Annotated in this window: 27 protein-coding genes; 11 read left to right on the forward strand and 16 right to left on the reverse strand. The window is 65.3% G+C overall.

Going from position 1 to position 26,182, the window contains the following annotated elements; translation table 11 throughout:
* Positions 1 to 50: 50 nt before the first annotated feature.
* Both GTW58_RS08035 and GTW58_RS08040 read right to left on the reverse strand, forming a co-directional pair.
* Positions 51 to 2,186: a glycoside hydrolase family 15 protein gene (locus GTW58_RS08035; protein ID WP_119932936.1), complete on the reverse strand. Its 2,136-nt coding sequence runs from the start codon at positions 2,184 to 2,186 to the stop codon at positions 51 to 53.
* A gap of 8 nt (positions 2,187 to 2,194) precedes the next feature.
* Complete coding sequence (locus GTW58_RS08040) at positions 2,195 to 2,761, reverse strand: hypothetical protein (RefSeq protein ID WP_157980484.1); 567 nt, start codon at positions 2,759 to 2,761, stop codon at positions 2,195 to 2,197.
* Positions 2,762 to 2,831: 70 nt separating this feature from the next.
* Here GTW58_RS08040 and GTW58_RS08045 point away from each other — a divergent pair, with 70 nt between their 5' ends.
* Positions 2,832 to 3,101: a hypothetical protein gene (locus tag GTW58_RS08045; RefSeq protein WP_157980485.1), complete on the forward strand. Its 270-nt coding sequence runs from the start codon at positions 2,832 to 2,834 to the stop codon at positions 3,099 to 3,101.
* Positions 3,102 to 3,546: 445 nt separating this feature from the next.
* Entirely contained in the window at positions 3,547 to 3,756 is a 210-nt protein-coding gene (locus GTW58_RS08050; RefSeq protein WP_232818031.1) for a heavy-metal-associated domain-containing protein, read from the forward strand.
* 68 nt (positions 3,757 to 3,824) lie between these two features.
* Here GTW58_RS08050 and GTW58_RS08055 read toward each other — a convergent pair whose 3' ends face one another.
* The 5 genes from GTW58_RS08055 to GTW58_RS08075 form a co-directional block, all read right to left on the reverse strand.
* Complete coding sequence (locus GTW58_RS08055; RefSeq protein ID WP_047689113.1) at positions 3,825 to 4,253, reverse strand: hypothetical protein; 429 nt, start codon at positions 4,251 to 4,253, stop codon at positions 3,825 to 3,827.
* Positions 4,254 to 4,409: 156 nt separating this feature from the next.
* Positions 4,410 to 4,994, reverse strand: coding sequence for a hypothetical protein (locus GTW58_RS08060; RefSeq protein WP_119932938.1), 585 nt, complete (start codon positions 4,992 to 4,994; stop codon positions 4,410 to 4,412).
* A 147-nt stretch (positions 4,995 to 5,141) separates the two neighbouring features.
* Complete coding sequence (locus tag GTW58_RS08065) at positions 5,142 to 5,705, reverse strand: DUF805 domain-containing protein (protein WP_198673428.1); 564 nt, start codon at positions 5,703 to 5,705, stop codon at positions 5,142 to 5,144.
* Positions 5,706 to 5,931: 226 nt separating this feature from the next.
* On the reverse strand, positions 5,932 to 6,813 hold the full coding sequence (locus GTW58_RS08070) for a universal stress protein (RefSeq protein WP_047689592.1): 882 nt from the start codon (positions 6,811 to 6,813) through the stop codon (positions 5,932 to 5,934).
* Between the two features lie 176 nt (positions 6,814 to 6,989).
* Positions 6,990 to 8,429: an MATE family efflux transporter gene (locus GTW58_RS08075; protein WP_119932939.1), complete on the reverse strand. Its 1,440-nt coding sequence runs from the start codon at positions 8,427 to 8,429 to the stop codon at positions 6,990 to 6,992.
* Positions 8,430 to 8,646: 217 nt separating this feature from the next.
* On the opposite strand from GTW58_RS08075, the gene GTW58_RS08080 reads away from it, so the two are divergent.
* A complete protein-coding gene (locus tag GTW58_RS08080; RefSeq protein WP_119932940.1) occupies positions 8,647 to 10,101 on the forward strand; it encodes a hypothetical protein in 1,455 nt (484 codons plus the stop codon).
* A 9-nt stretch (positions 10,102 to 10,110) separates the two neighbouring features.
* On the opposite strand, the gene GTW58_RS08085 is transcribed toward GTW58_RS08080, so the two are convergent.
* Entirely contained in the window at positions 10,111 to 10,521 is a 411-nt protein-coding gene (locus GTW58_RS08085; RefSeq protein WP_119932958.1) for an RNA-binding S4 domain-containing protein, read from the reverse strand.
* Positions 10,522 to 11,026: 505 nt separating this feature from the next.
* Between GTW58_RS08085 and GTW58_RS08090 the strand changes: the two genes are divergently transcribed.
* Positions 11,027 to 11,959, forward strand: a complete 933-nt coding sequence (locus tag GTW58_RS08090) for a BadF/BadG/BcrA/BcrD ATPase family protein (RefSeq protein ID WP_232818034.1) — start codon at positions 11,027 to 11,029, stop codon at positions 11,957 to 11,959.
* 56 nt (positions 11,960 to 12,015) lie between these two features.
* On the opposite strand, the gene GTW58_RS08095 is transcribed toward GTW58_RS08090, so the two are convergent.
* Entirely contained in the window at positions 12,016 to 13,422 is a 1,407-nt protein-coding gene (locus GTW58_RS08095) for a hypothetical protein (RefSeq protein WP_157980486.1), read from the reverse strand.
* Between the two features lie 335 nt (positions 13,423 to 13,757).
* On the opposite strand from GTW58_RS08095, the gene GTW58_RS08100 reads away from it, so the two are divergent.
* Together GTW58_RS08100 and GTW58_RS08105 are read left to right on the forward strand one after the other, a co-directional pair.
* Positions 13,758 to 14,924: a hypothetical protein gene (locus tag GTW58_RS08100; RefSeq protein WP_119932942.1), complete on the forward strand. Its 1,167-nt coding sequence runs from the start codon at positions 13,758 to 13,760 to the stop codon at positions 14,922 to 14,924.
* A gap of 98 nt (positions 14,925 to 15,022) precedes the next feature.
* Positions 15,023 to 15,658: a TetR/AcrR family transcriptional regulator gene (locus tag GTW58_RS08105; protein WP_119932943.1), complete on the forward strand. Its 636-nt coding sequence runs from the start codon at positions 15,023 to 15,025 to the stop codon at positions 15,656 to 15,658.
* On the opposite strand, the gene GTW58_RS08110 is transcribed toward GTW58_RS08105, so the two are convergent.
* Together GTW58_RS08110 and GTW58_RS08115 are read right to left on the reverse strand one after the other, a co-directional pair.
* Entirely contained in the window at positions 15,645 to 16,028 is a 384-nt protein-coding gene (locus GTW58_RS08110; protein ID WP_119932944.1) for a hypothetical protein, read from the reverse strand. The two genes, GTW58_RS08105 and GTW58_RS08110, sit on opposite strands and share 14 nt — an antisense overlap.
* Before the next feature lie 99 nt (positions 16,029 to 16,127).
* The gene (locus tag GTW58_RS08115) at positions 16,128 to 17,015 is read right to left on the reverse strand and encodes a hypothetical protein (protein WP_157980487.1); all 888 of its coding nucleotides are present in this window, start codon (positions 17,013 to 17,015) and stop codon (positions 16,128 to 16,130) included.
* Between the two features lie 267 nt (positions 17,016 to 17,282).
* Here GTW58_RS08115 and GTW58_RS08120 point away from each other — a divergent pair, with 267 nt between their 5' ends.
* A complete protein-coding gene (locus GTW58_RS08120; RefSeq protein WP_119932946.1) occupies positions 17,283 to 18,122 on the forward strand; it encodes an HpcH/HpaI aldolase/citrate lyase family protein in 840 nt (279 codons plus the stop codon).
* An 87-nt stretch (positions 18,123 to 18,209) separates the two neighbouring features.
* On the opposite strand, the gene GTW58_RS14865 is transcribed toward GTW58_RS08120, so the two are convergent.
* Positions 18,210 to 18,941 (reverse strand): transglycosylase family protein, encoded by a 732-nt coding sequence (locus GTW58_RS14865; protein WP_052209460.1) that lies wholly within the window; start codon positions 18,939 to 18,941, stop codon positions 18,210 to 18,212.
* A 323-nt stretch (positions 18,942 to 19,264) separates the two neighbouring features.
* Between GTW58_RS14865 and GTW58_RS08130 the strand changes: the two genes are divergently transcribed.
* Positions 19,265 to 19,984: a winged helix-turn-helix transcriptional regulator gene (locus tag GTW58_RS08130; RefSeq protein WP_119932948.1), complete on the forward strand. Its 720-nt coding sequence runs from the start codon at positions 19,265 to 19,267 to the stop codon at positions 19,982 to 19,984.
* 78 nt (positions 19,985 to 20,062) lie between these two features.
* Here the strand turns inward: GTW58_RS08130 and GTW58_RS08135 are convergent, their stop codons facing one another.
* Together GTW58_RS08135 and GTW58_RS08140 are read right to left on the reverse strand one after the other, a co-directional pair.
* Entirely contained in the window at positions 20,063 to 21,568 is a 1,506-nt protein-coding gene (locus GTW58_RS08135; protein ID WP_119932949.1) for a tripartite tricarboxylate transporter permease, read from the reverse strand.
* 1 nt (position 21,569) lies between these two features.
* Positions 21,570 to 22,163 (reverse strand): tripartite tricarboxylate transporter TctB family protein, encoded by a 594-nt coding sequence (locus GTW58_RS08140; RefSeq protein WP_081993751.1) that lies wholly within the window; start codon positions 22,161 to 22,163, stop codon positions 21,570 to 21,572.
* Between the two features lie 168 nt (positions 22,164 to 22,331).
* Here GTW58_RS08140 and GTW58_RS08145 point away from each other — a divergent pair, with 168 nt between their 5' ends.
* On the forward strand, positions 22,332 to 22,691 hold the full coding sequence (locus tag GTW58_RS08145; protein WP_047689568.1) for a universal stress protein: 360 nt from the start codon (positions 22,332 to 22,334) through the stop codon (positions 22,689 to 22,691).
* A 1-nt stretch (position 22,692) separates the two neighbouring features.
* Here GTW58_RS08145 and GTW58_RS08150 read toward each other — a convergent pair whose 3' ends face one another.
* Positions 22,693 to 24,360 carry a sensor histidine kinase gene (locus tag GTW58_RS08150; RefSeq protein WP_119932950.1) on the reverse strand — a complete coding sequence of 556 codons (1,668 nt, stop codon included), beginning with the start codon at positions 24,358 to 24,360 and terminating at the stop codon, positions 22,693 to 22,695.
* 6 nt (positions 24,361 to 24,366) lie between these two features.
* Entirely contained in the window at positions 24,367 to 25,095 is a 729-nt protein-coding gene (locus GTW58_RS08155; protein ID WP_047689564.1) for a response regulator transcription factor, read from the reverse strand.
* Positions 25,096 to 25,235: 140 nt separating this feature from the next.
* Between GTW58_RS08155 and GTW58_RS14870 the strand changes: the two genes are divergently transcribed.
* Both GTW58_RS14870 and GTW58_RS08160 read left to right on the forward strand, forming a co-directional pair.
* Positions 25,236 to 25,367, forward strand: coding sequence for a VOC family protein (locus GTW58_RS14870; protein WP_255409142.1), 132 nt, complete (start codon positions 25,236 to 25,238; stop codon positions 25,365 to 25,367).
* Between the two features lie 15 nt (positions 25,368 to 25,382).
* Positions 25,383 to 26,054, forward strand: a complete 672-nt coding sequence (locus tag GTW58_RS08160) for a VOC family protein (protein WP_232818035.1) — start codon at positions 25,383 to 25,385, stop codon at positions 26,052 to 26,054.
* Positions 26,055 to 26,182: the final 128 nt, after the last annotated feature.

Genomic DNA, 26,182 nt, shown 5'->3' on the forward strand with positions numbered 1-26,182 from the left:
GCCGTCAGAGGCGGGCACCCGGCTGGTGTCCATCCTCACTCACGGGTCTCTCACCTGCCGTAGGCAGTGTCACCTTCGGACTCGCGCAGAGCAGCCCCGTCGGACTCACGCAGAGCAACCCCGTCGGACTCACGCAGAGCAGCATTGCCCGCCTGCCGCAGCGCCTCCTGCATGGCCGGCAGCGCCACGGCACCGGACTCATGTGTCTGGTCGGGTTGATCCGGTCGGGGGTCGTTGTCCGGGTCATCCAACAGCCCCGTGTGCGCCGAACCTGCCGTCACGTGATGGATGGCGTCGATGGCCTGGATCAGACTGAGGTGCGGCAACACCTGCGGCAGATTGCCCAGCATCCGCCCACCGGAATCAGGGTCCCCGTCGTAGGCAGCAGCCAACAGGCCAAGGTCGTTGCCGCGTTTCAACACAGCCTCCAACACCTCCCGGGCCCGCTCCACCTCACCACTGTGGGCCAGATTCACCACCAGCCACAGGGTCACACTCAGGTGTCCGGCATCCTCCCCGGCAAAACCGTCCTGACCCACCTGGGACTCAAAATCCTCGGGCGGCGAGTCCGGTGGCAGGTGAACGTTGCGGTACCGGCGCAACAGGCCGTCGTCGTCGCTGAGTTCCTGGGCAATGCGGGCAGCGGTACGAACCATGCGGGGATCATCCCAAGCCACAAAGCCCACCGTGGGCAACAACAGCAAGGAGGCATCAACGTGAGTTGACCCGTAGTGCTGCACAAAGCTGCCCTGGGCGGGGTCATAACCAGAGGTCCAGATCTCCAGCGCCAGTTGGTCCCTGTGGGTCTCCCAGAGTTGGAGGTCACCGTCCAGACCGTGAATCTTGACTGCGTCCACACCGGATTGCAGTGCGGCCCACATCATCACCCGGGAATGTGTGTAGAACTGCGGGTCCCCGCGCATTTCCCACAGGCTCTGATCGGCGTCCTCGTAGTGCTTGAGCACATGACCCAGCAGCGCCTTCTGCAGCGGCCAGGACAACCGGTCCTCTTCCAAACCGCGACGTCGCAGCTTCTCAAAGGCCACCAACACGTGCCCCACCGTGTCCGACTGGTGTGCCCGGGACGCACCATTGCCCACGCGAACGGGCCGTGAGCGTTCATAGCCCGGCAGGTCCAGCGAATGCTCAGACGTGGCCCGCTCCCCCGCCAGTCCGTACACGCTCTGCAACGCCTCCGGATCCCCCGCCAGGCACCGCAGCAACCAGTTGCGCAGCTGCAGAGCTTCACGGTCATGGCCGTGGTTGAGCATCACCTCCAGGGCAAAGGTGGCATCACGCACCCAGGTGAATCGGGCATCCCAGTTCCGGTCTCCGCCGATCTTCTCCGGCAGCGCTGCGCTGGCTGACCCGGCCAGGCCACCGGTTTGTTGGTGCATGAGGGAACGGATCACCAACAGCGAGCGCCGCACGTGGTGGTCGAGTTCGCGTGGATTCTCCACACTCCACTGCTGGTCCCAGTCCCGCCACAGCTGCTTGGTTTCCCGCAGCTGTTCCCCCACGTCCATGGGTGCCGGCGGGGTGCGATGCGACGGGAAGTACGTCAACACGAAGTCGCGGGTCTGCCCGGCCGCCACCGTGAACCGGCCGGCGTGTCTGGGGCCTTCCTGGTCACGGATGAATGCGGGGATGGGTTCCCCGCGCAGCACCATGGCATCTGGTCCGGCCAGCGCAATGACTTCCGTGGCCCCTGGGTTCTCCGTGACCGGGTCCTCCGCTGATTCGAACTGGGAGACCCACGGCATCAGCTGACCGTAGTCAAAGCGCATCCGCACTTCCTGGAACATCTCCACTTCACCGGTGAGCCCCTCCACGCGGCGCACCAGGCTGAGGTCCTCCGTGAGCGGCATGAAGTCCGTGACGCGTACGGATCCTGCATCCGTGATCCACACGGTCTGCAGCACAAAGGTGTTCTCCGCGTAGAACCGCTCCCCCACCCGGCAGTTCTCCTGCCAGGACTGCTCGGGCAACTCGGTGCCGTCGTGCTCCACGGTGGCGGCCGGGGCCAACAGCCAGCGGCCGTCCTTGGCGGTGCCCAGCAGTGCACCGAACACTGCCGGGGAGTCAAAGCGCGGAACGCACAGCCAGTCCACGGACCCGCGCCTGGACACCAAGGGGCCCGTTTGCATGTCGGAGAGCAGCGCGTAGTCCTCGATCAGGGAAGCCATGCTCTACATCATGAACGACGCCGGCGACCCGCCACCACCATGGCCGCGCCCAGGGTCACCACGGCAACCAGTCCAGAGCCAACAATGACGGCGGGGCCGGCACCTGCTCCCGTGAGCTGCAACCGGCTGCGGGCTTCGGCGCTGGGTTGGCGGGTCTGGGTTCCAGCGTTGAACTCGGCAGGCTGGGCCTCGGAGTTCTCCGCGGGGACGTGGGCGGTCTCCAGGACTGATGCCTCTGATCCCAGTACCACGCTGGCATCAGGCGTTCCTCCGGGGACCTGTGGTGTGTCCACCATGACCAGCAAGGAGTCCTGGGTGGCCCGTTGCACCGTGATGGGGTCCTCACCAGCAGCCTCAACAGCGGATGCACTGACCTGGGTGCCACTGTGCGTGGTGCCGGAGACGGTCACTCCGATCGAATCAACATCTGCAACAGCGTCAGCCGGAAGGCTCACGCGGAAGTCACCTGCTGCGTTGGTGGAGGCAGAACCGAGCTCACGCCCGGTGGCCAGGTCAGTCAAGGTGACGGTGGGGTCCAGCACCACGCCCTGGTTCACCACCGTGCCCACCAACATGAGCTGGGCACCGCCTTTCTCACCCGTCTCCGGAGAGACTGCAGTCCCAGGTTCAGCAGATGGCGACGGCGTGCCCGGCTCCACCTGGGTCGGACCCGGGGAGGCCATCGGTGGATCCATCTGGACCGGGGCCGCAGACGACGTGTCATCGGGGGCAGTGGGGGTTTGTGAAGCCGCGGGCGAGGGGAGGTCATCCACCGCCCAGGCCGTGGCACCCCCAGCAACGGGCATCCCGATCGCCAACGAGGCAGCGGCCAGCGCACAGGCTGGAATGCCACGGAGGGTGGACGGGCCGGAGATCATGCGCCTGATCTTTCTGGGGTGGCCGCAGCGCCGATGAGCACATGAGGGGTGAGGGAAGCTCAGCGGCGGGGTGGCTCTGGTGGTGGTCCTCACACTTTACTGCGTCCCCCCGGGGCGCGGCGTAGTTGATGTGCAAACGTTATCCATCGTGACGCCGCATGTCAGAACACCTATTGCCTGATATGCAGACGGAGACGCCCCGTGCTGCTGCTCTCCCAAACAGCGGCACGGGGCATCCCCCTTCCACCTGGCTGGTTCTCGACCAGGTCGGTGCTCCCACGGTGCGCGCCAGCAGCTGCTCACGCCGGAACCTCAGCACCGTGTTCATGCACTGACAGCGTGAGGCACACCGCCAGGCATCTGCAGCGAATGACCACGGACGGATCCTCATTCGCTAATGCAATGTTTGCATACGCACACGGCTGGCGCAAGGGCATAGGGTGGATCTTGGCAACACATCTCACCTGAAGGAGCGATGCCGCGTGGAGATCACCATTGGCGTGACCGGAATGACCTGCGAACACTGCGTCAAGGCCGTCACGGAAGAACTGATGGGCATTGAGGACGTCCAGAACGTGGACGTGGAACTGCGCGAGGGACTGCCCTCCCCCGTGACCATCACATCCACCCGCGAGTTGGCACCGCTGGAAATCGAATCCGCGGTGGACGAGGCCGGATACGTGGTGGTTTGAGACATGAGATGAGCCCGCCCCCAACGGGACGGGCTCATCTCATGTCCGAGCCTTGTCCGGCAAGAGTTCTACTGCTCCGGATGAACGCGCTTGCCGAACTCCGGGCCGCCGTCGTGATCCCTGGCCTCCGGTGAAGTGGTGTCCGCAGAAGCCGCCGAACCCGGCTGGCCGCTGGCGGGACCGGCCTGCGTGCTCCGACGCTGAGCACGCCGTTGCGCGTACAACTTGGCCGATGACCGGTTGACCCCGGAGCCCTCCCCCAAGCCCGGATCATTGGGCTTCTCCAACATCATGAGCGTGGCGCACACCACCACGGAGGCGATGAACGCGATGCCGCCCACAATCAGGCCCAGGTCCACGCGCATGCCGTCCTGAGTGCCACCGGCTGCAACAAAACTGGTCACGCCACCGGCCACCAAACCCAGCACTGCGGACACGGCCAGGGGCCCCTTGACGTCCGGCGCGCGCCGCTGGGACTTCCGGGACTGGCGTGACACTGGGTGTTCCTCCTGTGGTGGCTGCGTGACGGCTGGGCCTGACTGCCCAGGCGCAACGCGCTGTGTTGTGAAATCTTGGTCTGTGGTCATACCTACGGGACGCTCCAAGCGTCTCTGGCACACCGGCCCAGTCTACGCGGCCGGTGCAACCGTGGCTCACGGCTGCGCGGCCTCCCGGCGGGCGGCGTCGTGACGCAGGGACAAACCCGCCAGCAGCAGGAACACCCCGGAGACGATGGCAGCACCACCAGTCACGCCCAGCACCGCGTGCATGTCCAGGCCGGAAACCAGCAGCACACCAATGGCCGCACCCACAGCCAACAACCCCGTGAGAGTCCAGTCGCGCCCCAACGGATGAACCTTGCGCCGAGTGGAACCCACCCACAGTTCAGGCAGGCCCACCAGCACCAGACCCACGGAAACCACCAACACCAGGGACATCAAGCTGCCGCCCAACACCACAACCGCCACCGCGGCCAACAGCGCCAGGAAACTTGCAGAACGCAGGGAGGCCTCCAGCCCGTCCAGCCCCAGGCTGGGGTGTTCAGCAGCACGCTGCTGCGCCCAGAGCATGCCGACCCCCGTCCCCGCGAACCACAGGGCCAGCAGCCACGTTCCCACCGCATGGGAAGGTGCGGTCACAAAAATGGTGGCTGCCGCGAAAGCCAGGGCCACACCGGCTCGGAACAAGGTGGGGGCGGCCAGTGCTCGGAGGGCGGCTGCGGAATGCTCCTGGGTCACGGAGTCCTTCTTTTCAAGCTGAGTTCAACGGGTCCCAGCCACTGTAAACCCGCAATCCCCGTTACGCAGACGGCCGTGGCCGGGTCACGTGACCCGGCCACTGCCGTTGGTTGTGCACGACGACGGCGCGTTGGTCGCCCCTGACTCTCATGCGTCGTAAGCAGCACCTGCGGGGTCAGGCTCCCCGGCACACAGGACCAGCAGGATGATCCCACCCACCATCGGGACGAAGCTGATGAAGTAGAACCAGCCCGAACGGTTGGTGTCGTGCAAGCGCCGCACGGTGACAGCAATGGTTGGAACCAACAGCGCCAAGCTGACCAGACCGATCAAGGCCAGCGTGAGCAGGTAGAAGGCCAGGGCCCCGCCGGAAGGCTCATTGGTGTATGGGTCCGCGCTGGAGATCATGGTGACCAGTGCGATGATGAACAGGGCCAGCAATGCCAAAAAAATCAATGACTGGCCCAGATAAGCCCACCAGAACTCGGAGCGCGATGCACGACCACTGAACTGGGTGTACTTGCGGAAGAAATTCTTCATGGCGCCCATGAAATTGACCTGCTCACCGGGCTGGGATCCCACCGGGTAACCCTGAGCGCCATGGCCGACCGCATTGTTGCCGGCGCTGGGCTGGCTGTAGGGGGACTGACCAGCAGGCTGCGGTGCGCCGTTCTGGGAGTCAGATTCCTGAGGGTTGATTCCGTAGCTCATGACTGCTTTCTTGAGGAGGGGAACTCATATTGACGTTTGCAAACGTATGCCTCCGCAAGCCCCAGATGCACTTTGATGACAGATCATGACGGGCCCAGTCGAGTCAGAGCACGGCGCGGCGGCAGCAACGCCACTGAGGACGTTGCTGCCGCCGCGCTGCGACTCAGACTTCAGTCAACCGGTACGGGCGCCTGCCCCGGGTGGGTAGGTTCCCCCACTGGGGGAATCAGTCCGCGTCAGCCTCCGACTTGTTGGGGACCACCATGACCGGGCAGACGGCGTCCACCAGAACTGCCTGGGAGACGGAGCCCACCAGCAGACCACGGAAACCACCGTGGCCACGGGTGCCCAGGACCACCAGGTCAGCAGAGTTGGAAGCCTCCACCAGGGCATCTGCGGGACGACCGGAAAGCACGTGAATCTTGGTGTCCAGACCAGGCGCCTGCTCCAGAGCAACGTCCTCGACCGCCTGGCACAGGGTGCGTGCCGGCTCCGTGAGCTGGTCCGCAATGGCCTTGTCCAGCTCGGCGGAGCCGGAGGGCAGGGAGGTGATGGTGGGGATGACGGTCACGATGGACAGGCCCTTGCCGTGACGCTGGGCGTAGCTGGCTGCGTGGCGGACCGCCGGGGACTTGGGGCCCAGCTTGTCCACTGCCAGCACAACACGTCCGGAGAACTCGCCGTCCTGGGAGTCCCAACCATCCGGCAGCACAATCACGGGGCACTTGGCGTGTGCAGCGGTGGCTGCGGACACGGAGCCCAGACGCCCACGGATGCCGTGCAGTCCACGCTTGCCCAGAACAATCAAGGAGTTGGGTCCGGACTCATGAACCAGCACCCCGGCCACGTCACCGCGCTCCAGGACACCTTCCGCCTTGACTCCGGCATCCAGCGCCTTCTGCACGCCGGCCTTTGCGGTTTCTTCCGCCTCTTCCTCGATCTTCTCCAGGAACGGGCCGGTGATGGCGGCATCTGCCACCACGGGGCGGCCGGTGGAAACCACGACGGTCAATGGGGCATCGGCTGCCTTGGCCTCTTCAACGGCCCAATCCAATGCATGCTCCGCAAATGCAGAGCCGTCATATCCGACGAGAATCTTCTCAGTCATCGCTCAGCCCTCTCTTCTGGGTCAGGGAGGACGAGACGTATGGGTTGGTCACCCAGATTGGCGTCTTCGCCTCTCCACCCCCATTCTATGGCTTCAGGTGCTTTTCGGCCCCAGAAATTTGGCAACGACTCTCCAGGTGACTTCCCGTGGTGCACACCCGCCACAAGCCGCCACATTCAGGCGTTGAGCAGCCAGCGATCCCCCCGCACACGAACCCCCAAGGTGACAGCCCGCGCCCCGATGTAACCGAAGGCGTAGGCCACCCACAGCCAGATCAGTCCAGGCATCTGAGCCAGTGAAGCCAGATGCACCACCAACAGCAGCGGCAGGTACACCACCAGGTTGATCACCCCGGCCAGAGCCAGGTAGCGGGCATCACCGGCACCGATCAGGACACCGTCCAGCACGAACACCCACGACGCCAGGGGCTGACCCACAGCCACCACCACCAGTGCTGCGGCGAACAATCGCTGTACCTGAGCGTCCGGGGTCAGCAACGGAGCGGTCCAGGGAAGGACCAGACCGACCACCAATCCGGTGACCACCCCGAACCACAGGCCGAACACCAGGATGCGGCGCATCAACTGCTTGACCTGGTCGCGTTCCTCCTGCCCCGCAGCCCCGGGGGCACGCAGGTCCCGCGCCCCGGTTTCCTTGCCCACCAACGCCTGAGCGGCGATTGCCAACGCGTCCAGGGCGTAGGCCATCACGTTGAAGATGGTCATGACCAGTTGATAAGCCGCCAGATTATGTGCGCCCTGAGCAGTCACCACCACCACCGTCAGCATCAGGGCCACCCGCAGGGAGACCGTGCGCAGCATCAACCACGACCCCACCCCCATGAGGGCAGTGAGCCGGCGCGCAGTGGTGCCCACGCCGACGTCGTGATGAGCGGCCTTGCGGGCCAACAGCACCATGAATGTGAAGGCCATCAGCCACTGGGTGATGCTGGTTCCCAGTGCCGCACCGGCCACGCCCATGCCCGCGCCGTAGACCAGGGCCACGTTGGCACCCACGTTGAAGACCGCACCAGCCATGGCGATCACCAGCGGTGTGCGGGTGTCCTGAAGACCACGCAGCACCCCCATTCCGGCGGTGACCAGCAACATGGCGGGGATCCCGATCAGGGACCAGTGCAGATAGGTCACAGCCTGTTCCAGCACCTGGCCGGAACCACCCGTGGCGCTCAGCAGCGGGCGCCCCACGGCTGCACCCAACCCGGCCAGCAGCACACCCAGCACCGCTCCCAACCACAGGCCGTCACGCCCCACCGCCAACGCTTGCGCCATCCGGCCGGCCCCCACATGCTTGGCCACGGCCGGGGTGGTGGAGTAGGCCAGGAACACCATGAGGCCCACAGCCGTCTGGATCACCGCACTGGCCAGGGCAACGCCCGCCAGAGGGTCCGTACCCAAATGGCTCACGATCACCGTGTCCGCCAACAGGAACAACGGCTCTGCGATCAAGGCACCAAAGGCCGGGACCGCCAACGCCAGGATCTGGCGATTGAGGCCGTCGCGCCGCACCGGCCGCCGGCCTGCCGCCGCTGATCGTCTTCTGGCCACTGGCCCTCCTGTTCCGTGGTGATGCCCTTGCCAGGGGCGGATACAGCTCATCCGCGCGTCAAAACTGTGCCACACCCCGGCCCGGTGTGCCGTGGTTGCTAGCCTGTGGCTGACAGCGCCCACCAAGACCACTCAGCGGCGGGTGTGCGGCGCTGTCCCTCACCGAGGACACAGCAATCGGACTGGATCATCCCCATTGGACTGAACCATCCCGATTGCCCTGCACCGCCCCGGTGAGTCTTCCCCGTCACCATCCGCAGGAGGAGCCATGGCCCGCTCAGTGAGAGGGCGCATCCACAACGGTGGCCTGCCCTCCTGGCCTCCGTTGCGCACACGAGCCGTGGTCAACGGCCTGTGCCTGACGGTGTTCGGTTCACTGCTCTTTCACATCACCTGGAACATGTTGAACTTCCAGGTCTACGACGCCCATGAGACCGCCATGGTGCTGCGTGTGTTGGCCATCTGGCTGGCCGTTGGTCTGCCCCTGGGGTGTGTGGCAATCGGCATTCACCTTGTGCTCACCGCCGCCACTGCCCGGGATCGTCTGCTGCTCTCCCACGGCGCAGCAGCCTGGGACCCTGGTGAACAGGATGCGGTGTTGCGCGGCGTCAGGGTGCGCAACTGGCGCCCTGCCACAGGCTCACGCCCGGGGGCTTTCTCCGCACGCACCCTGGGCTGGGTCCCCGTACAGACCCCCCTGGCGCTGCTGCCCCTGGGATTGGGTGTTGTGGTGGGGCTCGGCCTGATGATCTGGCTGGCCACAGGCTACGGCCGCGCCGCCCTGATCCTGTGGGTCACCATCGCCTGGCTCGCATGGCGCAGCTGGCGTGCCTGGGGAGGCTGGACCGACTTCCGCACGGATCGGCAACGCCGACCGGGCTCGGCTCAACAATCACCGGATGGCAGCCGCGTGGTGGTCATCACCGCTGACGAAGCCTGGGACCACGACGACGACGTCGACACCCACCACCTGCCCGCGCACCCCGACCCCTACCAGCGGGAACAACAACTGCGGCAGGCCATGGCGGATGAAGCGCCGCGCAGTCGGTATGACGGTCATGACCGGCTGGGTGGTGACGGTCAGCTGGGCAGCAACGGTCGGCTGGGTGGTAACGGTCAGCTGGGTGGTAACGATGTACGCGTCGAGGCCATCCAGGACCCCAACACCTACCGGACCGAGACCACGGACCTGATTCCCGTGTACGCGGATGACGGTCAGTACCCCGGGGACGAGTCCACCGGGGAGATCCCGGTGGACCGTGAGCAGGACACAGCCCCGTTGCACCCGGATGATCGCAAACCACGCCGCCCCAAGCGCACCCGCGTGGCAGCAGAGGACGAACAGGTGGTCCTGGTGGATCGCTCCGCCCAACGCGCTCACCAGGCAAGACTCAAGCGCAATGGACAATCCACGGATGCGCCGGCCGGACGCAGGCCAGGGCGCCGCCCCACCTCACGGCAAGAGGTTGCAGAGACTGAACCCACCAACGGCCGCGGACGGGGCCGAGGACTGCGCAAATACCTGGGTGAGCGGGTGACGGATGATCCAGCGGCCCACGCCAACCCGGGGAACCCGGCCGCGGACGCCCGAACCAGTCAGATGCGGACGGTGCGCCGCAGCGGAGCTCCATCCAAAGCAGAAGCCGAACGAGAGATCTACGACCGCAAGGTGGAGGCCGATTCCATTTTTGGCTACGTGATGGGCAAGCGCCGGGAGGACTGAGCGGGTAGCTCAGTGGCCGCGCAGCTCATCCAGTTTGCGGCGGTCCTTCTTGGTGGGGCGCCCGGCACCTGGATCCCGGCGCGGCACCGCAGCACGGATCTGGGGTGGCGGTGGTTCGGAGAGATCGTTGTAGCACTCGCGCGCCACAGGGGCACCCACCCTTTTGACCAGCAGTTTGGTGACTTCCAGAACCTGCTGCCACCCGGGGCGGCGCACCACCACGGTGTCTCCCACGCGTACTGCTTGGGAGGCCTTGACGGGAGCCTGGTTCAACCTGACGTGACCAGCCCTGCATGCCGTGGTGGCCGCTGCACGCGTCTTGAACACCCGCACCGACCACAACCAGACGTCCAGCCGGACTGAGGCCGGCCCGCCGTCCTGTGCAGACGTGGGCCCTGGTGAATTCTCCCGCGGTGCCATGTCGTACATGCTCTCACCTCAATGGAAGCTCTAACCTCAATGGAAACTGTTGCCACAACAGTGATTTTGCTGTTGATCGCCCCTTGCGGCGGGCGTATCTTTCAAGCACGAGTTCTCGAGTGACAAGGAGTTCGGATGGAGATGCAGACACTCAGCGAGACCGAAACGGGCAAGGCTGCAGGAGCCGTGAGCTAACAGGCCGGAGCAGACCACCCCCTCAACCGGATGACGAATTGCACCCGCACAAGAACCTGACGGGACATCAACAAGCCGGAAGACGGAGTCCGTGGCGCAGGCAGAAACCATTGAATAGCACGGTGGCAATGCCGAACCCGCAGTAGGATCGAGATTTTCAAGAACCCCACAGCGATCGCGACGCTGAGGGGTTCTTTTTGTGCCGTGTGCCGTTCCCCTCATGTCACACACGGTTTCGGTCTGTTTCACCAGCCGTCATGCGGCCCAGAGCGTGTTCCCAAGGTGCTCCCCAACCCGCAAAATGGTGCCCATGACACACATGCTGTTCGGCTTGGACATCGGTGGAACCAGCACCCAGGGCCTGGTGGCGCAGTACACCGCAGGCCGATGGATCGTGGTGGCTCAGGCCAACGGCCCCAGTGCCAATGTGCAGAACGTGAGTGCCCAGGCTGCCGTGGCGGCCCTGGGCCAGGTGGCCGGCCAACTTGGGCTGAGTCCCCTGCCACCTGGAACAACACTGCACGTGGTGGCTGGATCCGGAGGCGTTGACACCGCGGAGGACGCCAGGCAGCTACGCGCCAGGATCGCTCAAGCCCTGGGAGTTGACCCGGCGCACGAGGGCCTGGAAACCACGGTGGTGCATGACACCCGCTTGATTCTGGCCGCCGGAGGCCAGGACGCGGGGATCGCGGTGATTGCCGGGACCGGTTCCGTGGCGTGGGGTCGCACCGCGGACGGGCAGGAATCCCGCAGCGGAGGCTGGGGCCATCTGTTGGGTGATGAGGGCAGCAGTTGGTGGGTGTCACGCGAAGCTGTCAGACGAGCTCTGCGGCACCATGACATGGGTCTCCCGGCAGATGATCTGGATCGCGCCGTGTTGCGGGACCGTGGTCTGGAAGCACGCGAGCATCTCATTGCGGATTTCCACTCCCACGCGGAGCGCACCGAGTGGGCGGGACTGGCCCGGCTGGTGGACCAGAACGCCACAGTCGGCCACCAGGATTCACAAGAACTGCTGCTGCAAGCCGCAACGCACTTGGTCACGGCAGCCAAGACTGTGGCCACCCAGTTGGGTGTCACCGGCCCGGTGGTGGTGGGTGGCGGGCTGATTTCACACTCCGCCCAGGTGCGCCGCGCTTTTGAGGAGCTGGCAGAAGATGCCGGGCTGACCGACGTCGTGGTCCTTGAACAGGATCCGGTCATGGGCACACTGCATCTGGCGGGGCAACCACCCCGGCCATGACACTGGCCCGGTTCCTTGCAAGGAACCGGGCCAGTGCACAGGTGAGGTGAGGCGGATCAGTTGTTCATGATCTCCGCAACAGCTGCCTCACGGGCCAGCTGTTCAGTGGACTCCTCAAAGCCCCACTTGCCGTCCGCGTCCACGGACATCAACCACTTGCCTTCGCCGTACTCGGTGTAGACCACGGAACGGCCGATCTCGTTGGCGGCCAGTTCCTGGCTGCCGTAGGTGCCGTCCTCGTAATCGGTGGAGGCGTAGACAATGAAGTTGGAGCTGCCGTTGTGGCTCATCTTGTACCAGGTGCTGCCGTCCTGGACGTCCACGGTGAACACGGCATCGCCGTCGCCCTTGATGCTGCCACCGTCAACGTTGGTCAAGTCGTCCAGGTTGTAGACCTTGAGCTCGAACTCAGCGTCCTCGTCCTCGGTCCAGACCTTGGTCACAGGGTTGCCGCGATCGAAGGAGTAGGTGTTGAGCAGCTGGAAGCTTTCGCGGTTGCTGGAGCTGCCGGTCACGTAGGCATCGGAGCCGTCCTCGCGTTCAGCCTCAAAGGTCACGTAGTTGCCGCCCTTGGAGGTGACGGAGATCAGCTGCGGAGCGTCGTCGCCGTTGGGGCGAGGCAGCTCAATTTCACCGTCGTCTTGAGTGAAAGTCTCCACGGGCTCCGCGGGATTGGAAACCTCCGTGGCACCTTCCGGATCCACGTTCAGGCGAGTGGCTTCCTCGGAGACCGTGGGGCTGCCCCCACCGGTGGCTCCGGCATCTGCCGTGGCCATACCACCCGGGGAGACGTCGTTGCCGGGATCCTGGGTCTGCGACTGGGTTTCTTCATCGGAGGCTTGTTCGTCGTTACCACCAAAGATGCCGCTCAGGGCCAACACCAGGACCAGGAGGATCACCAACAGCAGGGCAATCACAGCTCCCAGGATCCAGGGCAGCTTGGAACGGCCGCTGCCACCGGTGGCACCGGAACCGCCCGAGTTGGGAGGCACGTTGCCTGTTCCACCGGCCTGGTAGGGCGCACCGGCCCCACCCTGCGCGTTGTACTGGGGTGCCTGGTTGGCGGCGAACTGGCCACCTCCGGCGTCACGGACTGTGGGCTCCGGGGAGTTCACGGACTGCTGCGTGGTGGGCGCATCCGAGCCCTGGTACTGCGGCATGCGGCTGGTACCGGTTCCGGCATCCTGCCCGCCAAAGGACGGTGCCGACGGCGAACCCGCACCTGCGGCAGCACCGGCACCTGCAGCGCCTGCGGCACCCGCGCCGGCAGCGCCGCCATCGGTTCCTGATTCTGCACCGGATGCATCCGCGACCGCGGAACCATCGGTCTGGGGGTCTTCGGTCCAGAGGTCCCAGCCCTCAGGGGCGGGGCCCCAGGCGGGATCGGGTTGCCACCCTGGGGGCGGCTGCCAGCCTTCGGGAGGCTTGGGCCAATTGGGCGGAGGGTTGAAACTGCGGGCCACGGGTGCTCCTCATGACTTGGATCAAACGTGTGGAGTGGTCTCAGCACGGTCCCCTGGGAGGAAACCAGAAGGGGGTGCACCGTTGCTGGGACAGTCTCTCCACCCGGGTCACGGACCCGGCCGACTACAGGAATACAAGGTGACTGTAATCGTTTGCAGATTCAAACCGTTGGACCTTGTGTGACATGACGCCAGGGGTGTGCCACTGGGCGGCGTGCACCCGGCGGCCGCAAGCACTGCGGCTGACAAACCGGGCAGCGTAGGCTCATGGGAAGAACACAGCAGTCTTGCAAGATGACGCCCGCCCGACCACAGACCCGAAAAGGTGATTACACGTGGCCGACCTTGATCCCACGGCAGCCCATGACGCCCTGCGCCGTCCCTCGGCACTGACCGCCGAGCCGTCCCTGCTGCGCCAGACCGTGGCCTCCGCCGGCGACTCCGCGCAGCAGACCCTTCAGGACGTGGTGAACGGCCCGGGCAACACTCCCGCAGACCGGGTTGCGGCAGCCGTGATTCTCTCCGGCATGTTCCAGGACCCCTCAGCAACCTCACGCATTGACGCGGATCAGGCCGTGGACCCCACCGTGCTGGAGCTCTCCTGGGCACCGGATCTGCAGCCGGCAGCGCGTCAGGTCCTGGGGGACCCTGTGATTGTGTCCCTGCTGACCTGGGCTTCCACGGCGTCCCCCGGGGAACCGCCCGTGTCCGCAGCTCGCACCGCCGCAACCCTGGGCATCGACGACGACGGCGCCATCTATCAAAAGGTCTCCCAACGCGCCGTTCAACTGGCTGATCAGCGCGGCACCCACCGAACCCGCAAGGATCAGCTGCGCCAATTCACGGAAGCCCTGGGGCGGGCTGATCAAGCAGCGCGTCAGACACGGGACACGGAATCTGAGGCCTCGGACGGGACGGGCCCTGCGGCGTCGTCACCGGAAGGAACACCAGAATCGCAGCCAGGATCGTCGGCGTCGTCGTCGGGCGGTGAGCACCCGGACCACGGCTCCGATGCCCAGCCGAGTTCCTGGTCCCACCATGACGACCGCGCCCTGGAAAACCTCTTGGGCCGCGATCCGCAATCCACCCAGCCTCCGTCAGAGACTCCACAAGCCCCCACGCACAGCCACCAGCCACCTGCGCAAGCCGATCCCAACCACGGTCAGCCGGTGGGCTTCCACGACTCCACGGGAAGCCGGGAACCGGGTTCCCAGGGCAATCCCCAGGACGAGGCGTCACGCGGGTGGGGGATGGGTTCGGACGGACCCAAGGATGAACCCCGTTACGGAGACCGGTTCGAGGACCAGCGGTGGAGTGACCCGGCTGCCCAAGAGCAGGACCAACCTGGACCCGGCCCGCGGCGTGCCTACGACCCCCGCGCACTGTTTGACGGACCCATGTCCGAGGCGCAGCGGGCGGACGAGAAGAACGTGCTGCGCAACTGGGGAATCACCGCTGCCGTTCTGGTGGGGATCCTGATCCTGGTGGGGTTGCTGATCTGAGTTTCAGCGGTTGACCAGCAGGCTGGACAAGCCCCATTTGTGGAACTCCCTGGCCCGTCAGGGTGTGTGAGGTGATTCACACTGGGTATGTTGGTGGCATGACTGCCCAACCCACTGCTGCGCCCGGACCTGTGTCCCGGGCGGAGGAGACTCGACAACGCTTTGTGGACGCCGCAGTGACCCTGTTCAAGGAACACGGTTACGGCGCCACATCCATGTCACAGGTTGCCGCAGCCGCCGGGTCGAGCCGAGCAAACCTCTACCTGTACTTCCACTCCAAGTCGGAGATCGTCCTGGAGTGGATGCTGGAATTGCGCCCGGAGCTGGACCGCATCTACTCCCAGCTGGACCACCTCCCGGAGTACTCGGTGCAGTCCTGCCGCGCGTGGCTGGCTCAAGTGGTGGCCGTGTGGCGGGCGCATCCGGAGGAGCTGGATGCCATGGAACAAGCCATGACCGAGGACAGCGATGTCCACCGGGCCCGGGTTGAACTGTGCCGGGAAACAGCAGCGGGACTGCAGGCACTGCGCCGCGGATCCGGAAACCACCAAGGCGGCGAGCTGCCCTCGCGGGAGCTCGCCGCCCGGCAGGTGCACATGGTCAGCCTGATGCTCGGCACAGAAAGTTGCTTGTCCTCCATGGTCCTGCATGAGGCCATCCTGGACGACGATCTGTTCCTCAACGCCCTGGCAAGCCAGTGGTCAACGCTGCTGAACGGGCTCACTCACTGCTGATCACGTGATGCTGCCGGATCCTGCAGTCCGTTGCATCAGCCTCACACCAGGCCGCCTGAACGCCCAGCGCCCCGGCATGCGGCATCCGGCATCCGGCATCCGGCGCAATGATCTCCCATGACCAGGCATCCCGCACCCAGTCCTGCGAGCGCACCGTGTCCCGATTCAGTTTGGGCCGGATGACGGGCTCCTTCGACCTACACGGATTGGCCTTGCAGACGGGCGCAGGGCCGGTCACAACGCCGCGGTCCTGAGCGGTCTCAGCCGGTAGGCCTGGTGCTGCACCTGCAGCGGTGGCACCCAGAACCACCAAGAGACCACTGGTGACAAGGGCTGCTGAGGCCCGAAAACTGTTGAGTGCGATGTTCATGGCTGACCCCTATCGGGGTCGTGTGGGGTGGATGTGGATGATGCCCCTCCGGATGGATCCTGGAGGATCACATCTGGCGGGGCATCATCAGAGTGGGTCTCAGGCAGCAGGTGTGCCGGAGTCGGCGTCGGCTTCCTCAGGAGTGGAAGGCTCAAAGCTCCATCCGGAGTCGGCCTCCACCACGATGTAGTACTCGCCGGCGTCGACGTCCAGGTAGCCGTAGCCTGCACCGATCTCGTTGAAGGTGTACTGCGTGCCCTGGCCGCCATCCTCGGTGTCTTCACCGTGGACGATGAAGTTTCCGCCGCCGTCGTGGCTGGCCTTGACGGTGACGTCCTCATCCCCCTCCCACTTGAACGCGCCAAAGCCATCACCGGTGATGGTCTGGTCCGGTCCCGCGGTGGGGAGGGAGTCGACGTCGTAGAAGCTCATGGTGAAGCTCTCACTGGAATCCCCCTGGATCTCGTAGGACTTGGTGTTGGTGGGGTTGTACGGGGTGTACGGGTCCACAAAGTTGATGGACTGCTGACCCGTGTCCACACCACTGAGGATTCCTCCGTGGTCAGCCTTGGCGTAGAGGTAGGTGTACTTGCTGGAGGAGGTGTTCTCAAAGACCACCACAATGGGGCCGTCGTGCTCCGGGACCTCCACGGTGTCACCACCCTTGCCCTTGACGGTGGAGATGGGCTCGCCCTTCAACTGGGTGGTGTCCACATCCCCGGTGGAAGCAGCGGAACTGCTGGTGCTCTTGGGGCTGGCAGAGCTGGTGCCGGTTTTGTCACCGGAGCCGCTGGGCGTTGCGGAGCTGGTGGAATCCGGGGTATGGGTGGGCTGGGTGGTTTCCGTCTGGCTCGGCTGGGACTGTGTGGTTTCCGTGGGAGCGGGCTGGCTGCCTCCGGTGGGGACACAACCGGCCAGGCCAAGGGTTGCGGTGACGGCCAAGAGGCCGACGGTCAACGGGGTACGGAGAGAGAGGTTCTTGGTCATGACGACCTCCTTGAGGAGAAGGGGCGGACTGTCGAGTGGTTTGCTGTGTGCCTTGGATCACCGGCACACCACGAGTGAAACACCTCTTATTCGCATTTGCAAACCCCTACAACGTCACAGTCCGTAATGCATTAGCAAATTCCCAGGTCAGCCCAGGCACAAGAATTTTTCTTTCGGGGCCTGTGTTTGCACGCTCGTGAGCGCAAACTTGTCCCCGCCTCAGCTGAACCACTGCCCCGTGACGCGCAAGGCTTCTAGGCTTGTGTCATGACGCACACGCCACTGCTGAGCACCGCCCGAACCACCCTGTTCGCCCCCGCGAGCAGACCCGACCGGGTCCTCAAAGCACAGAGCTCCGGGGCCGATGTGGTCATTGTTGATCTGGAAGATGCCGTGGCCGGCCAGGACAAGGACCAAGCCCGCGACAATCTGATGGCCCTGCTGGGTGGAACCAGCAGGCATGGCCGTCTGAGTGCTGCCGTGGCGGTTCGCATCAACTCCCCCAGGACACAGGCAGGCGCACAAGACCTCAAGGCACTGGCTGCCGTGGGCACTGTGGAGCTGTTGGACGCCGTGGTGGTTCCCAAGGTGGAGGAGACCGGGCATCTGAGTTCCGTGCGGGAGGCCCTGCCGGGCACCCACCTGGTGGGGACCATTGAGTCAGCAGCCGGGTTGTTGCACCTGGAAGCCTTGGCCGCCCAGGACGGGGTGATCCGACTGGCCACAGGCACGTTGGATCTGGCCCAGGATCTTGGATGTGCCCTGGATTCCCGCACCATGGACGCCGCTCGTGCCCGTCTGGTCACGGTCTCCCGCGCCCTGGGTCTGGCCGGGCCGCTGGATTCACCCACTCCGCAGTTCAAGGACCTGCGCCCCGTTCAAGTGGCTGCACGGTTGGCCAAGGAAGACGGTTTCACGGGCAAGTCCTGCATCCACCCGGCACAGGTGGATGCTGTGGCCCAGGCTTTTGCTCCCACCATGGACGAAATCGAGTGGGCCCGCTCGGTCATTCACGCCGACGACGGCGCCACGTCCGTGGACGGATCCATGGTGGAAGCACCTGTGCTTGCGCGGGCACGTGCCATCCTGGACGGCCCACACGCCTGAACCACGCAGTGAGATGTGATCGACCCCCGCGGTATGAACCTCGACAGTTCCCGCGGGGGTCGACATCTACGAGCCGTCAGCCGACGGTCAGCAGGCTGCCCCGGCCAGCTGTGCACCGTGGTCGACACCGTGCTGGGCACTGTGCTCGGCACCGCCCTGTGCACCGTGGACGAACTGGTCCATCTGAGCGGATTCGCCTGCGATGGCGGGGTCAGCGGGCGCGCCTGCGGTGGCGGTGGCAGCGGGGGCAGGGTCAGAGGGGACCGACGTGCTGGTCTCCACTGCTGGCTGCGCGGTGGCCACGTCCTGGACAGTCACAACCGTCTGATCCGCCTCCGGAGTCATATCCTCGGATGCAGAGGTGGTCTCATCAGCGGCCACTTCAGAAGGGGCGGTGGTGGCAGCAGTTGCCGTGGTGCCGGTTCCGGTGCTGCCGGCAACCGAACCCGACCAGCATGACTCGGAGGCCGCCCACGGAGTGGTGCCTTGTGCGTTGTAGAGCTCGATCGCGGCAGCGTCCTGCACGGATTCCGGGGCGCTGGCGGCCGTTGCATAGCCGGCGGCGGCAGACATGGACTGCCACGTGGAATCCAGGAACTGGTAGGCCCCGGAGGCACCGGAGGAGGCGTTCACCGCCGAGTAGTTCCCGCCGGATTCACAGCTCTTGATGGCCTCCAAGGCGGGGATTCCTGTGTCGGCGGCCTGGGCAGGTGCGGCGGCAAAACCTGCACCGATCATCAGTGCGGCACCTGAGAGACCCAGGGCACCGCGGCGCACCAAGGATCGACGACGGGCGGGGGCGGTCATTGTGGTGGTCATGTTCTCTCCGTTCCAAAGTTCGGCTCCAGGCGCCGGCCCTTGCGGCCACACCCGGTTGATCATTCGGTCACGCAGCCTTGGGGCATAGCCGGCGGCTCGAACCATGCCAACCAGGATTGAGGGCAAGCATGTCGGCTTCCTGACGGAACTGTGTCCGGCGGACAGGTTGGAGGGACCTGCGCACGGTGAGCGGTGCGTCGTCGTCGTGGGTGGGGCGGGGGCAGAAACGGCGGCCGGAGGCGGTGCACAAGGGTGGGGCAAGACTCAGGGGCGCCTGGTCCGGGCCACAGGTTGGGCACAGCCGATCTGCCCATATTTTTTTCATGCGAATTTTCACCGTGGACCTGCGTTCGGCCGCCCAACCCCCGGGGCCGGCTGGTGCTGTCCAGACACAGACTGTGGACCCGGACTGGGCTGATGCCGCGGACAGCGTGCAGCGAATCAGCTTGCCATCGGCCCTTCCGTGGGCATGTGTGGACCATCAGCCTGACGCCGTGGTGCTGACCGTGGAGGCCGCCGGAACCTACGACACCGTGGTGGCCCAGGCGCTGCGCACGGACGGAATCCACACTCCGGTCATGGTCCTGGCCCAGCACACGGACCCCCATTCCACCGCCAAGGCGCTTGAAGCCGGGACGGATGACGTTCTGGAGGCGCCTGTGAGTGTGGTGGAGATGCGGGCACGGTTGCGAGCCCTGAGCAGGCGACCGGCAACGTGGGAACCTGACGAGTTCACGCACGGGGCGGTGACGGTGGACCTGCTGGGGCATCGGGCTCTGGTGGACGGGCAGGACCTGGACCTGACCCCGGTGCAGTTCCGTCTGCTGGCTGTTCTGCTGCGCAATGCCGGACGCACCCTGACCCGCGACCAATTGCGTGAGTCCGTTTGGGACCCGGCGGAGGAGTGGGGCTCCAATGTGGTGGAACAGGCGGTCTCCGGGTTGCGCACCAAACTTGCGGAGCACCGTGTGCGGGACTGCCTCAAAACGGTCCGCGGGGTGGGCTACAGGATGGCATCCCCTCACCCCTCTCCCGCCGAGTAGGCCGTTTGATCGCCCCTGAGTGGGTCAGCAGCGATCAAACGGCCTATTCGGCGGGTGGGGGTGGAAGAGAGGAGTGGCTCAGACGTCCCGGCGGGTGCGGTTGACCACCTTGGAGCGCACCGTGATGGCCAGGATCAGCAACAGCACGCCGTAAAGCACCAGCGGGATGGGACCGGAGACCAGGATGGACCAGTCACCACCGGAGCTCAGCAAGGCATCCCGCAGGCTGGACTCCGCCAGCGGCCCCAGGACCATGCCGATCATGAGCGGAGCCAAGGGCACCCCGTAGCGGCGCATGGCAAAACCCAGAAGCGCCAACGCCAACAGCAGGATCAAGTCAAAGATCCGGCCCGAGGTTGCATACACACCCAGACCACAGAACACGGTGATGCCCGCGTACAGGTACGGCTTGGGGATCAGCAGCAGCTTGGCCCACAGCGGCGCAAACGGCAGGTTCAGGATCAACAGGACCACCATGGCCACAAAGAAGCTGGCAAGCAACGGCCACACCAGGTCCGTGGAACGCTCGAACAGCAACGGACCCGGCTGCAGGCCGTACTGCTGGAAGGCAGCCAGCATGATGGCCGCCGTGGAGGACACCGGCAGACCCAGTGCCAGCAGCGCACCCATGGCGGTACCGGTGGTGGCGTTTCCTGCCGCCTCCGGTGCGGCCAGACCACGGATGGCACCCTTGCCGAACTGCGGATCCTTACGACGACGGTCCAGTCGACGCTCGAGGTCGTAAGCCATGAACGTGGGGACCTCCGAGCCACCAACCGGAATCACACCAAAGGGCAGGCCGATGGCTGTGCCACGTGCCCAGGCGGGTGCGGCCTCCTTGAGTTCATGCCGCTTCAGGAACGGCCGACCCTTGACGTTGACCTGGCGGGGGTTGCGTTCCCGCTTGAGCCGGGAGGCCACGTGCAGGACCTCACCCAGGGCCAGGATGGCCACGGTCACGGTGATCAGGGAGATGCCGTCAAAAATCTGTGGGGCACCCAGGGTGAATCGCTCCACACCGGACATGGCATCAATGCCCACAGTGGCAATGGCCAGACCGATCACCAATGACGCCAGACCCTTGACCGCGGAATCAGCGACGACGGAGGAGGTGGCCACGAATGCGAACAAGGCCAGGGCAAAATACTCCTGCGGACCGAACATGGCCGAGAGCTCAGCCAACCTGGGGGCCAGGAACACCACCAGCAAGGAGGCCGTCATACCGCCGATGAAGGCACCGATGGCGGCGGTGGCAAGAGCCTGGGGCGCTCTGCCCGCCAGGGCCATCTTGTGACCCTCGAACGTGGAGGCAATGGCCGAGCCCTGCCCCGGGGTGTTCATCAGGATGCCCATGGTGGAATCCCCGAACAGACCACCGAAGTAGACACCGGCGAACATGATGAACGCCGCGGTGGGATCCAGGGCAAAGGTCATGGGCAGCAGCAGCGCCACCGCCATGGAGGAGCCCAGACCGGGCAGCACGCCAACGGCGGTGCCCAACAAACAGCCCACCAGAACCCACAACAGGTTCATGGGGGTCAGCGCCCCCTGGAAGCCCTCCGCCAGTAGATTCAAAGATTCCATGTCAGAGGCCTCCCAACAGACCGGAGGGAAGGTTCAGACCCAGACCCACGGCAAAACCCAGGTAGATCAGGCTGGAGAACACCAACGCCAAGGAGAGGTCAAAGACGGGCCGCTTGCTGCCCACCCCGCGGGCAACACACCAGAACAACAGGGCTCCGGCGATGATCCAGCCCAGGAACTCGATCCCCAGAGCAAACAGCAGGAAGCCGCCCACCAGCCACGCCACGGCCTTCCAGTCCGAGTGGAACGTGTAGGAGGCGGCATCTTCAGCATCCCGCTTCTCCGGGTGGCGCAAGACATCCAGCACAAGCAGTGCGGCCAGGACGTATCCCACAATGGCCAGCAGCATGGGGTAAAAGCGAGGGCCGGGGAAATCAGTGTTCTCCGGAACGGTCATGGTGACCATGCCGTATACCAGGTAGGTGCTGATCCCGGCCAGGACCAGCGGTATCACCAGACCCGAACGACCGGGCAGGAAACCCTGCCCCCGCCCAGGCTCCGATGCACGACCCTGCCCTGCAGCGGACTCGGCAGATGATGCGGGAGGCGTGTCCCAGGGCGGCCCCGAAGTCGTCTCCGTTGACGGTGAGTTCACGATGGTCCTAGGTGATGTGGTGCGGTCAGTCCATGACACATGCGCGTCCGCTCAGCGTTGGTGCCGCGTACCCGAAAGGGGTTGCGAGGTGCCGTCAATGCGGTAGTGACGTGACATTATGGTGCAGATCACACAGGATCATATGCCAGGTCGAACCATGGAGGACGCATGACCGTCGTCATTGCCCGCAGCAACTCTCCCGAAAGTGAAGTCGCATTGGAGGCAGGACTTGTGGAGGCCAAGCGCCGCGGGGAGGATGCCGTGATTTTTCAGCTCGACGGCGAGCCCTCCGAGCAGGAGAGCACCGAACGTGACGGCGTGAATGTGACGTACCGTTTCCCCCAACCCCGAGGCCGTGACGCCACCGGCGATCTGCTGGACGTGGCCGAAGAGGTCAACGCCTCCCTGATTGTGGTGGGCATCAAACACCGCAGCCCCGTGGGCAAACTCTTCCTGGGCAGCTCAGCTCAGCAGGTCCTGCTGGAAGCCAACGCTCCCGTGCTGGCGGTCAAAGCCCACGAATCCTGATTCACGCCAACGGCAGGCGCACCGTGAACCGGGTGCCGTGATCTGATCCGGTGAGCGGTGACTGCGCCATTGCTTCTCCCCCGTGTGCCTCCACCACGGTGCGAACAATGGCCAGGCCCAGTCCGGTCGACCCTTCTCCCGGCTGGGTCTTGGCGGTTGCATCCTGGAACGTCCGGGCGGTGTCCCCGCGGGCGAAGCGGTCAAAAAGGTGGTCTTGGAGCTCGGAGGCAACCCCGGGGCCGTCGTCGTCAACGGTGAGCACGGCCTGGTGGGCCTCCAGCCCCAAGGTGATGCGGACCTCCGTGCCCGGAGGGGTGTGTTTGCGGGCGTTGGAGAGCAGGTTTCCCACCACCTGCGTCAGTTGGAGGGCATCGCCGCGGACGGTGACGGGCTGCTGGGTGATGTCCAGGATCCAGCGATGCTCCGGCCCGGCCGCGGTGGCGTCCATGACGGCCTCGGCCACGATTTCGTCAAAGTCCACGAGCTTGGTGTCCGGTACGCGCCCGGCGTCCAGACGCGCCAACAACAGCAGGTCATCCACCAATCCGCCCATGCGCTGGGCCTGGGCCAGGAGCCGCTCCAGGGCGCCACGGCCATCCGGTGTGAGTTGTTCACTGAGGCGGAGCATGTCCGCGTAGCCGCGCACCGCGGCCAGGGGTGTTCTCAGTTCGTGAGAGGCATCCGCCACGAACTGACGCAGCTGCGCCTCCGATGCATTGCGCTGCTGCAAGGCGTCATCCACGTTGAGCAGCAACAGATTCAGGGCATACCCCACATCCCCCACCTCTGTGCCCGGCTGCGCCAGTTCTCCGCGGACCAGGTGGTCACGCACAGCCACCTCACCTGATTCCAGGGGAAGGGCAGCCACCTGGGCGGCGGAGGAGGAAACACGGGCCAGAGGGCGCAAGGACCGACGCACCCACCACAAACCCAACAAGGCCGTGACCAGCAGTGCTGCAGCAGACCCCCCGGTGATTCCGGCGATCAACACGTCCCGGGTGTGCTCCACCTGTTCCGTGGGAACTCCCGTGACCACCACACGCTGGGCGTTCTGATCCGCGCCTGGGGCACCACCGGGGTTTCCCGCGCTCCCGCCACCGGCCCCCAGCTCAACGGCACCCACGCAGTAGTTGCCCAGGGACAATTCGACCCGGTGCAACGGGGCCTGGTTGATCTCCTCGGGCTTGACCGCCCCCACCCGCTCGGTGAGATTCATGTCCTGCAAGGCATCCACGTCCTGCTGCGGCAGATCCTGCGCAACGCCTTGTGGGGTCAGGTAACTGGCCCGCTGGACCTGCCCGTCCACCACCTCCACGGAGAGCACCCCAACCGCCTGACCGGGAGCTTCAAGGGGATCCCGCTCGGCCTTGGCGTCGCCGTCACCATCAGTGGGGTCGGAACCACCGTTGGCGCCGGATCCTCCAGCCGCGTCCGGGCCGTCCGTTGGTTGTGGATACGGTTTGTCCGCGAACACCTGGTGACCGCCCGTGAACGCGGCCGAACGGGCCATGGATTGGCGGACGGCGTCGTCGAGCTGGGCATCCAAGGTGCGCTGGGCCAGCACGGTGATGAAAATCCCGGTGACGGCCAGGACGGCGGCCAGCAGCAGGAGCACTCCGGCCACGGTGCGGAAGGCCAGCGTGCGGTGGAAAGGCAGGCGTGCGGTCATGAAAACTCAGGCCGGGCGAATCACGTAACCGGCACCGCGCACCGTGTGGATCATGGGTTCCCGGCCTGCGTCGATCTTTTTGCGCAGGTAGGAGATGTAGAGCTCCACAATGTTGGCCTGGCCCTGGAAGTCGTAGTCCCACACGGCATCCAGGATGCGGGACTTGGAGAGCACGGCACGGGGGTTCTCCATCAGGTAGCGCAGCAACTGGAACTGGGTGTCCGTGAGGTCGATCGGCTCACCACCCCGGGTGCATTCACGGGTGCTGACATTGAGCACCAGGTCCCCCACCACCAGTTCATCGGCCTCTTTGGCGGTGACCCCGGAGCGCTCCACCAGGCGGTGCAGGCGCAACAGCACTTCCTCGATGGAGAAGGGCTTGGTCACGTAATCGTCCCCACCTGCAGACAGGCCCGCGATCCGGTCCTCCACCGAGTCCTTGGCGGTCAGGAACAGCGCAGGCACTGTGGGCTGGTTCCGCCGGATCTTGGCCAGCACCTGGGTACCGTCCAACTCCGGCAGCATCCAGTCCAGGACCAGCACGTCAGGGACGAACTCCTTGGCTTGTTCCACAGCGGAACGCCCGGCGTGTTCGATCCGGGTTTCCCAGCCGATCATACGGCAGCCCATGGCCACCAGATCGGCCAGGGCGGGTTCGTCATCCACCACCAACACCCGGACGGGTGATCCATCCGGGTGTGACAAGGCGGGAAGGTTCAGTGAAGGCAGACTCACAGTGCTCCTTAGACGTGTGGCGCCATCATCCCAGAATTTCCCGTGAATCAGCGTGGCCAGGCCGTTGCTGCTGGCCGGAGCCCTACTCTTGTCCCGATGCACCCGGACATGTTGGCCGGGCCTTGGAGAAAGGAGCGCGCATGGACGCGCAGAAGCCCGTGAACGTGGAAGGCGGTCCGGTCTGGATCGACCTGGGCACCCATGACATCGAAGGTGCTGCGGAGTTCTACTCCGGGCTCTTTGGCTGGGAGTTCCGTGGAGGCAGCCCCTAATTCGGCGGGTACCGGATGATTCACAAGGACGGCCTGCCCATTGGTGGTGCCATGACCACCCTGATGGGCCCGGACGGTCCCTCCGAGGAGCCCTTGGGGCCCACCGCGTGGAGCGTGTACCTGCGCACCGCTGACATGGACTCCACCTTGGAGAAGGCCACTGACAACGGTGCCCAGGTGATCGTCCCGGCCATGGACATTGCCGATTTGGGCCGCATGGCCCTGGTCACCGACCCCGCCGGTGCCGCCGTGGGTCTGTGGGAGTCCGGCTCCTTTGACGGCATCGAGAACTGTGCACGCGTGGCCACTCCCTGCTGGTTCGAGCTCATGACCATGGACTTCGACGCCGCCTCCTCCTTCTACCGTGACGTCCTGGCCTGGGACCTCCAGCAGAACCCCGCACAGTCCGAGGCCGCCCCGAACGTCCGCTATGTCACGCATGGGACCGGCGAGCGCACCGCTGCCGGGATGTGTGAGGCCAACAGCTTCATGCCGGAGGGGACGCCGTCGTTCTGGCGCGTGTACTTCGGCACCGCTGACCTGGACTCTGCCCTGAGCACCTTGGAGGAGCTGGGCGGCACGGTGCTGCACCCCGGTGCGGACACCCCCTTCGGCCGCCTGGCAACGGTTGCGGACCCGCAGGGCGCCGGCTTCCAGATCCTGGAGATCGCCGAACAGTACCGCTGAGTGACGCCGGTTCCCGGTGAGCCCATTCAGAACACGCTTTTGGCCGGTTAGGGTGCATGTGGGTTCATGTGGTGGTTGCAACACCCCTAGTAAGAACAGGGGGTGGGTCCCGGTATGGACGCGAGACC

This window comes from Kocuria subflava (genome assembly GCF_012163155.1).
GTDB classification, from domain to species: Bacteria; Actinomycetota; Actinomycetes; order Actinomycetales; family Micrococcaceae; genus Kocuria; species Kocuria subflava.

What these genes read in the sequence shown, in the direction of transcription:
- GTW58_RS08035 (WP_119932936.1), bottom strand. Translation starts at nt 2,186, where the DNA reads ATGGCTTCCCTGATCGAGGACTACGCGCTGCTCTCCGACATGCAAACG.
- GTW58_RS08040 (WP_157980484.1), bottom strand. Translation starts at nt 2,761, where the DNA reads ATGTTGGTGGGCACGGTGGTGAACCAGGGCGTGGTGCTGGACCCCACC.
- GTW58_RS08065 (WP_198673428.1), bottom strand. Translation starts at nt 5,705, where the DNA reads ATGAGCTACGGAATCAACCCTCAGGAATCTGACTCCCAGAACGGCGCA.
- GTW58_RS08070 (WP_047689592.1), bottom strand. Translation starts at nt 6,813, where the DNA reads ATGACTGAGAAGATTCTCGTCGGATATGACGGCTCTGCATTTGCGGAG.
- GTW58_RS08075 (WP_119932939.1), bottom strand. Translation starts at nt 8,429, where the DNA reads ATGAGCTGTATCCGCCCCTGGCAAGGGCATCACCACGGAACAGGAGGG.
- GTW58_RS08080 (WP_119932940.1), top strand. Translation starts at nt 8,647, where the DNA reads ATGGCCCGCTCAGTGAGAGGGCGCATCCACAACGGTGGCCTGCCCTCC.
- GTW58_RS08085 (WP_119932958.1), bottom strand. Translation starts at nt 10,521, where the DNA reads ATGGCACCGCGGGAGAATTCACCAGGGCCCACGTCTGCACAGGACGGC.
- GTW58_RS08090 (WP_232818034.1), top strand. Translation starts at nt 11,027, where the DNA reads ATGACACACATGCTGTTCGGCTTGGACATCGGTGGAACCAGCACCCAG.
- GTW58_RS08105 (WP_119932943.1), top strand. Translation starts at nt 15,023, where the DNA reads ATGACTGCCCAACCCACTGCTGCGCCCGGACCTGTGTCCCGGGCGGAG.
- GTW58_RS08110 (WP_119932944.1), bottom strand. Translation starts at nt 16,028, where the DNA reads ATGAACATCGCACTCAACAGTTTTCGGGCCTCAGCAGCCCTTGTCACC.
- GTW58_RS08115 (WP_157980487.1), bottom strand. Translation starts at nt 17,015, where the DNA reads ATGACCAAGAACCTCTCTCTCCGTACCCCGTTGACCGTCGGCCTCTTG.
- GTW58_RS08120 (WP_119932946.1), top strand. Translation starts at nt 17,283, where the DNA reads ATGACGCACACGCCACTGCTGAGCACCGCCCGAACCACCCTGTTCGCC.
- GTW58_RS14865 (WP_052209460.1), bottom strand. Translation starts at nt 18,941, where the DNA reads ATGACCACCACAATGACCGCCCCCGCCCGTCGTCGATCCTTGGTGCGC.
- GTW58_RS08130 (WP_119932948.1), top strand. Translation starts at nt 19,265, where the DNA reads ATGCGAATTTTCACCGTGGACCTGCGTTCGGCCGCCCAACCCCCGGGG.
- GTW58_RS08135 (WP_119932949.1), bottom strand. Translation starts at nt 21,568, where the DNA reads ATGGAATCTTTGAATCTACTGGCGGAGGGCTTCCAGGGGGCGCTGACC.
- GTW58_RS08145 (WP_047689568.1), top strand. Translation starts at nt 22,332, where the DNA reads ATGACCGTCGTCATTGCCCGCAGCAACTCTCCCGAAAGTGAAGTCGCA.
- GTW58_RS08150 (WP_119932950.1), bottom strand. Translation starts at nt 24,360, where the DNA reads ATGACCGCACGCCTGCCTTTCCACCGCACGCTGGCCTTCCGCACCGTG.
- GTW58_RS14870 (WP_255409142.1), top strand. Translation starts at nt 25,236, where the DNA reads ATGGACGCGCAGAAGCCCGTGAACGTGGAAGGCGGTCCGGTCTGGATC.
- GTW58_RS08160 (WP_232818035.1), top strand. Translation starts at nt 25,383, where the DNA reads ATGATTCACAAGGACGGCCTGCCCATTGGTGGTGCCATGACCACCCTG.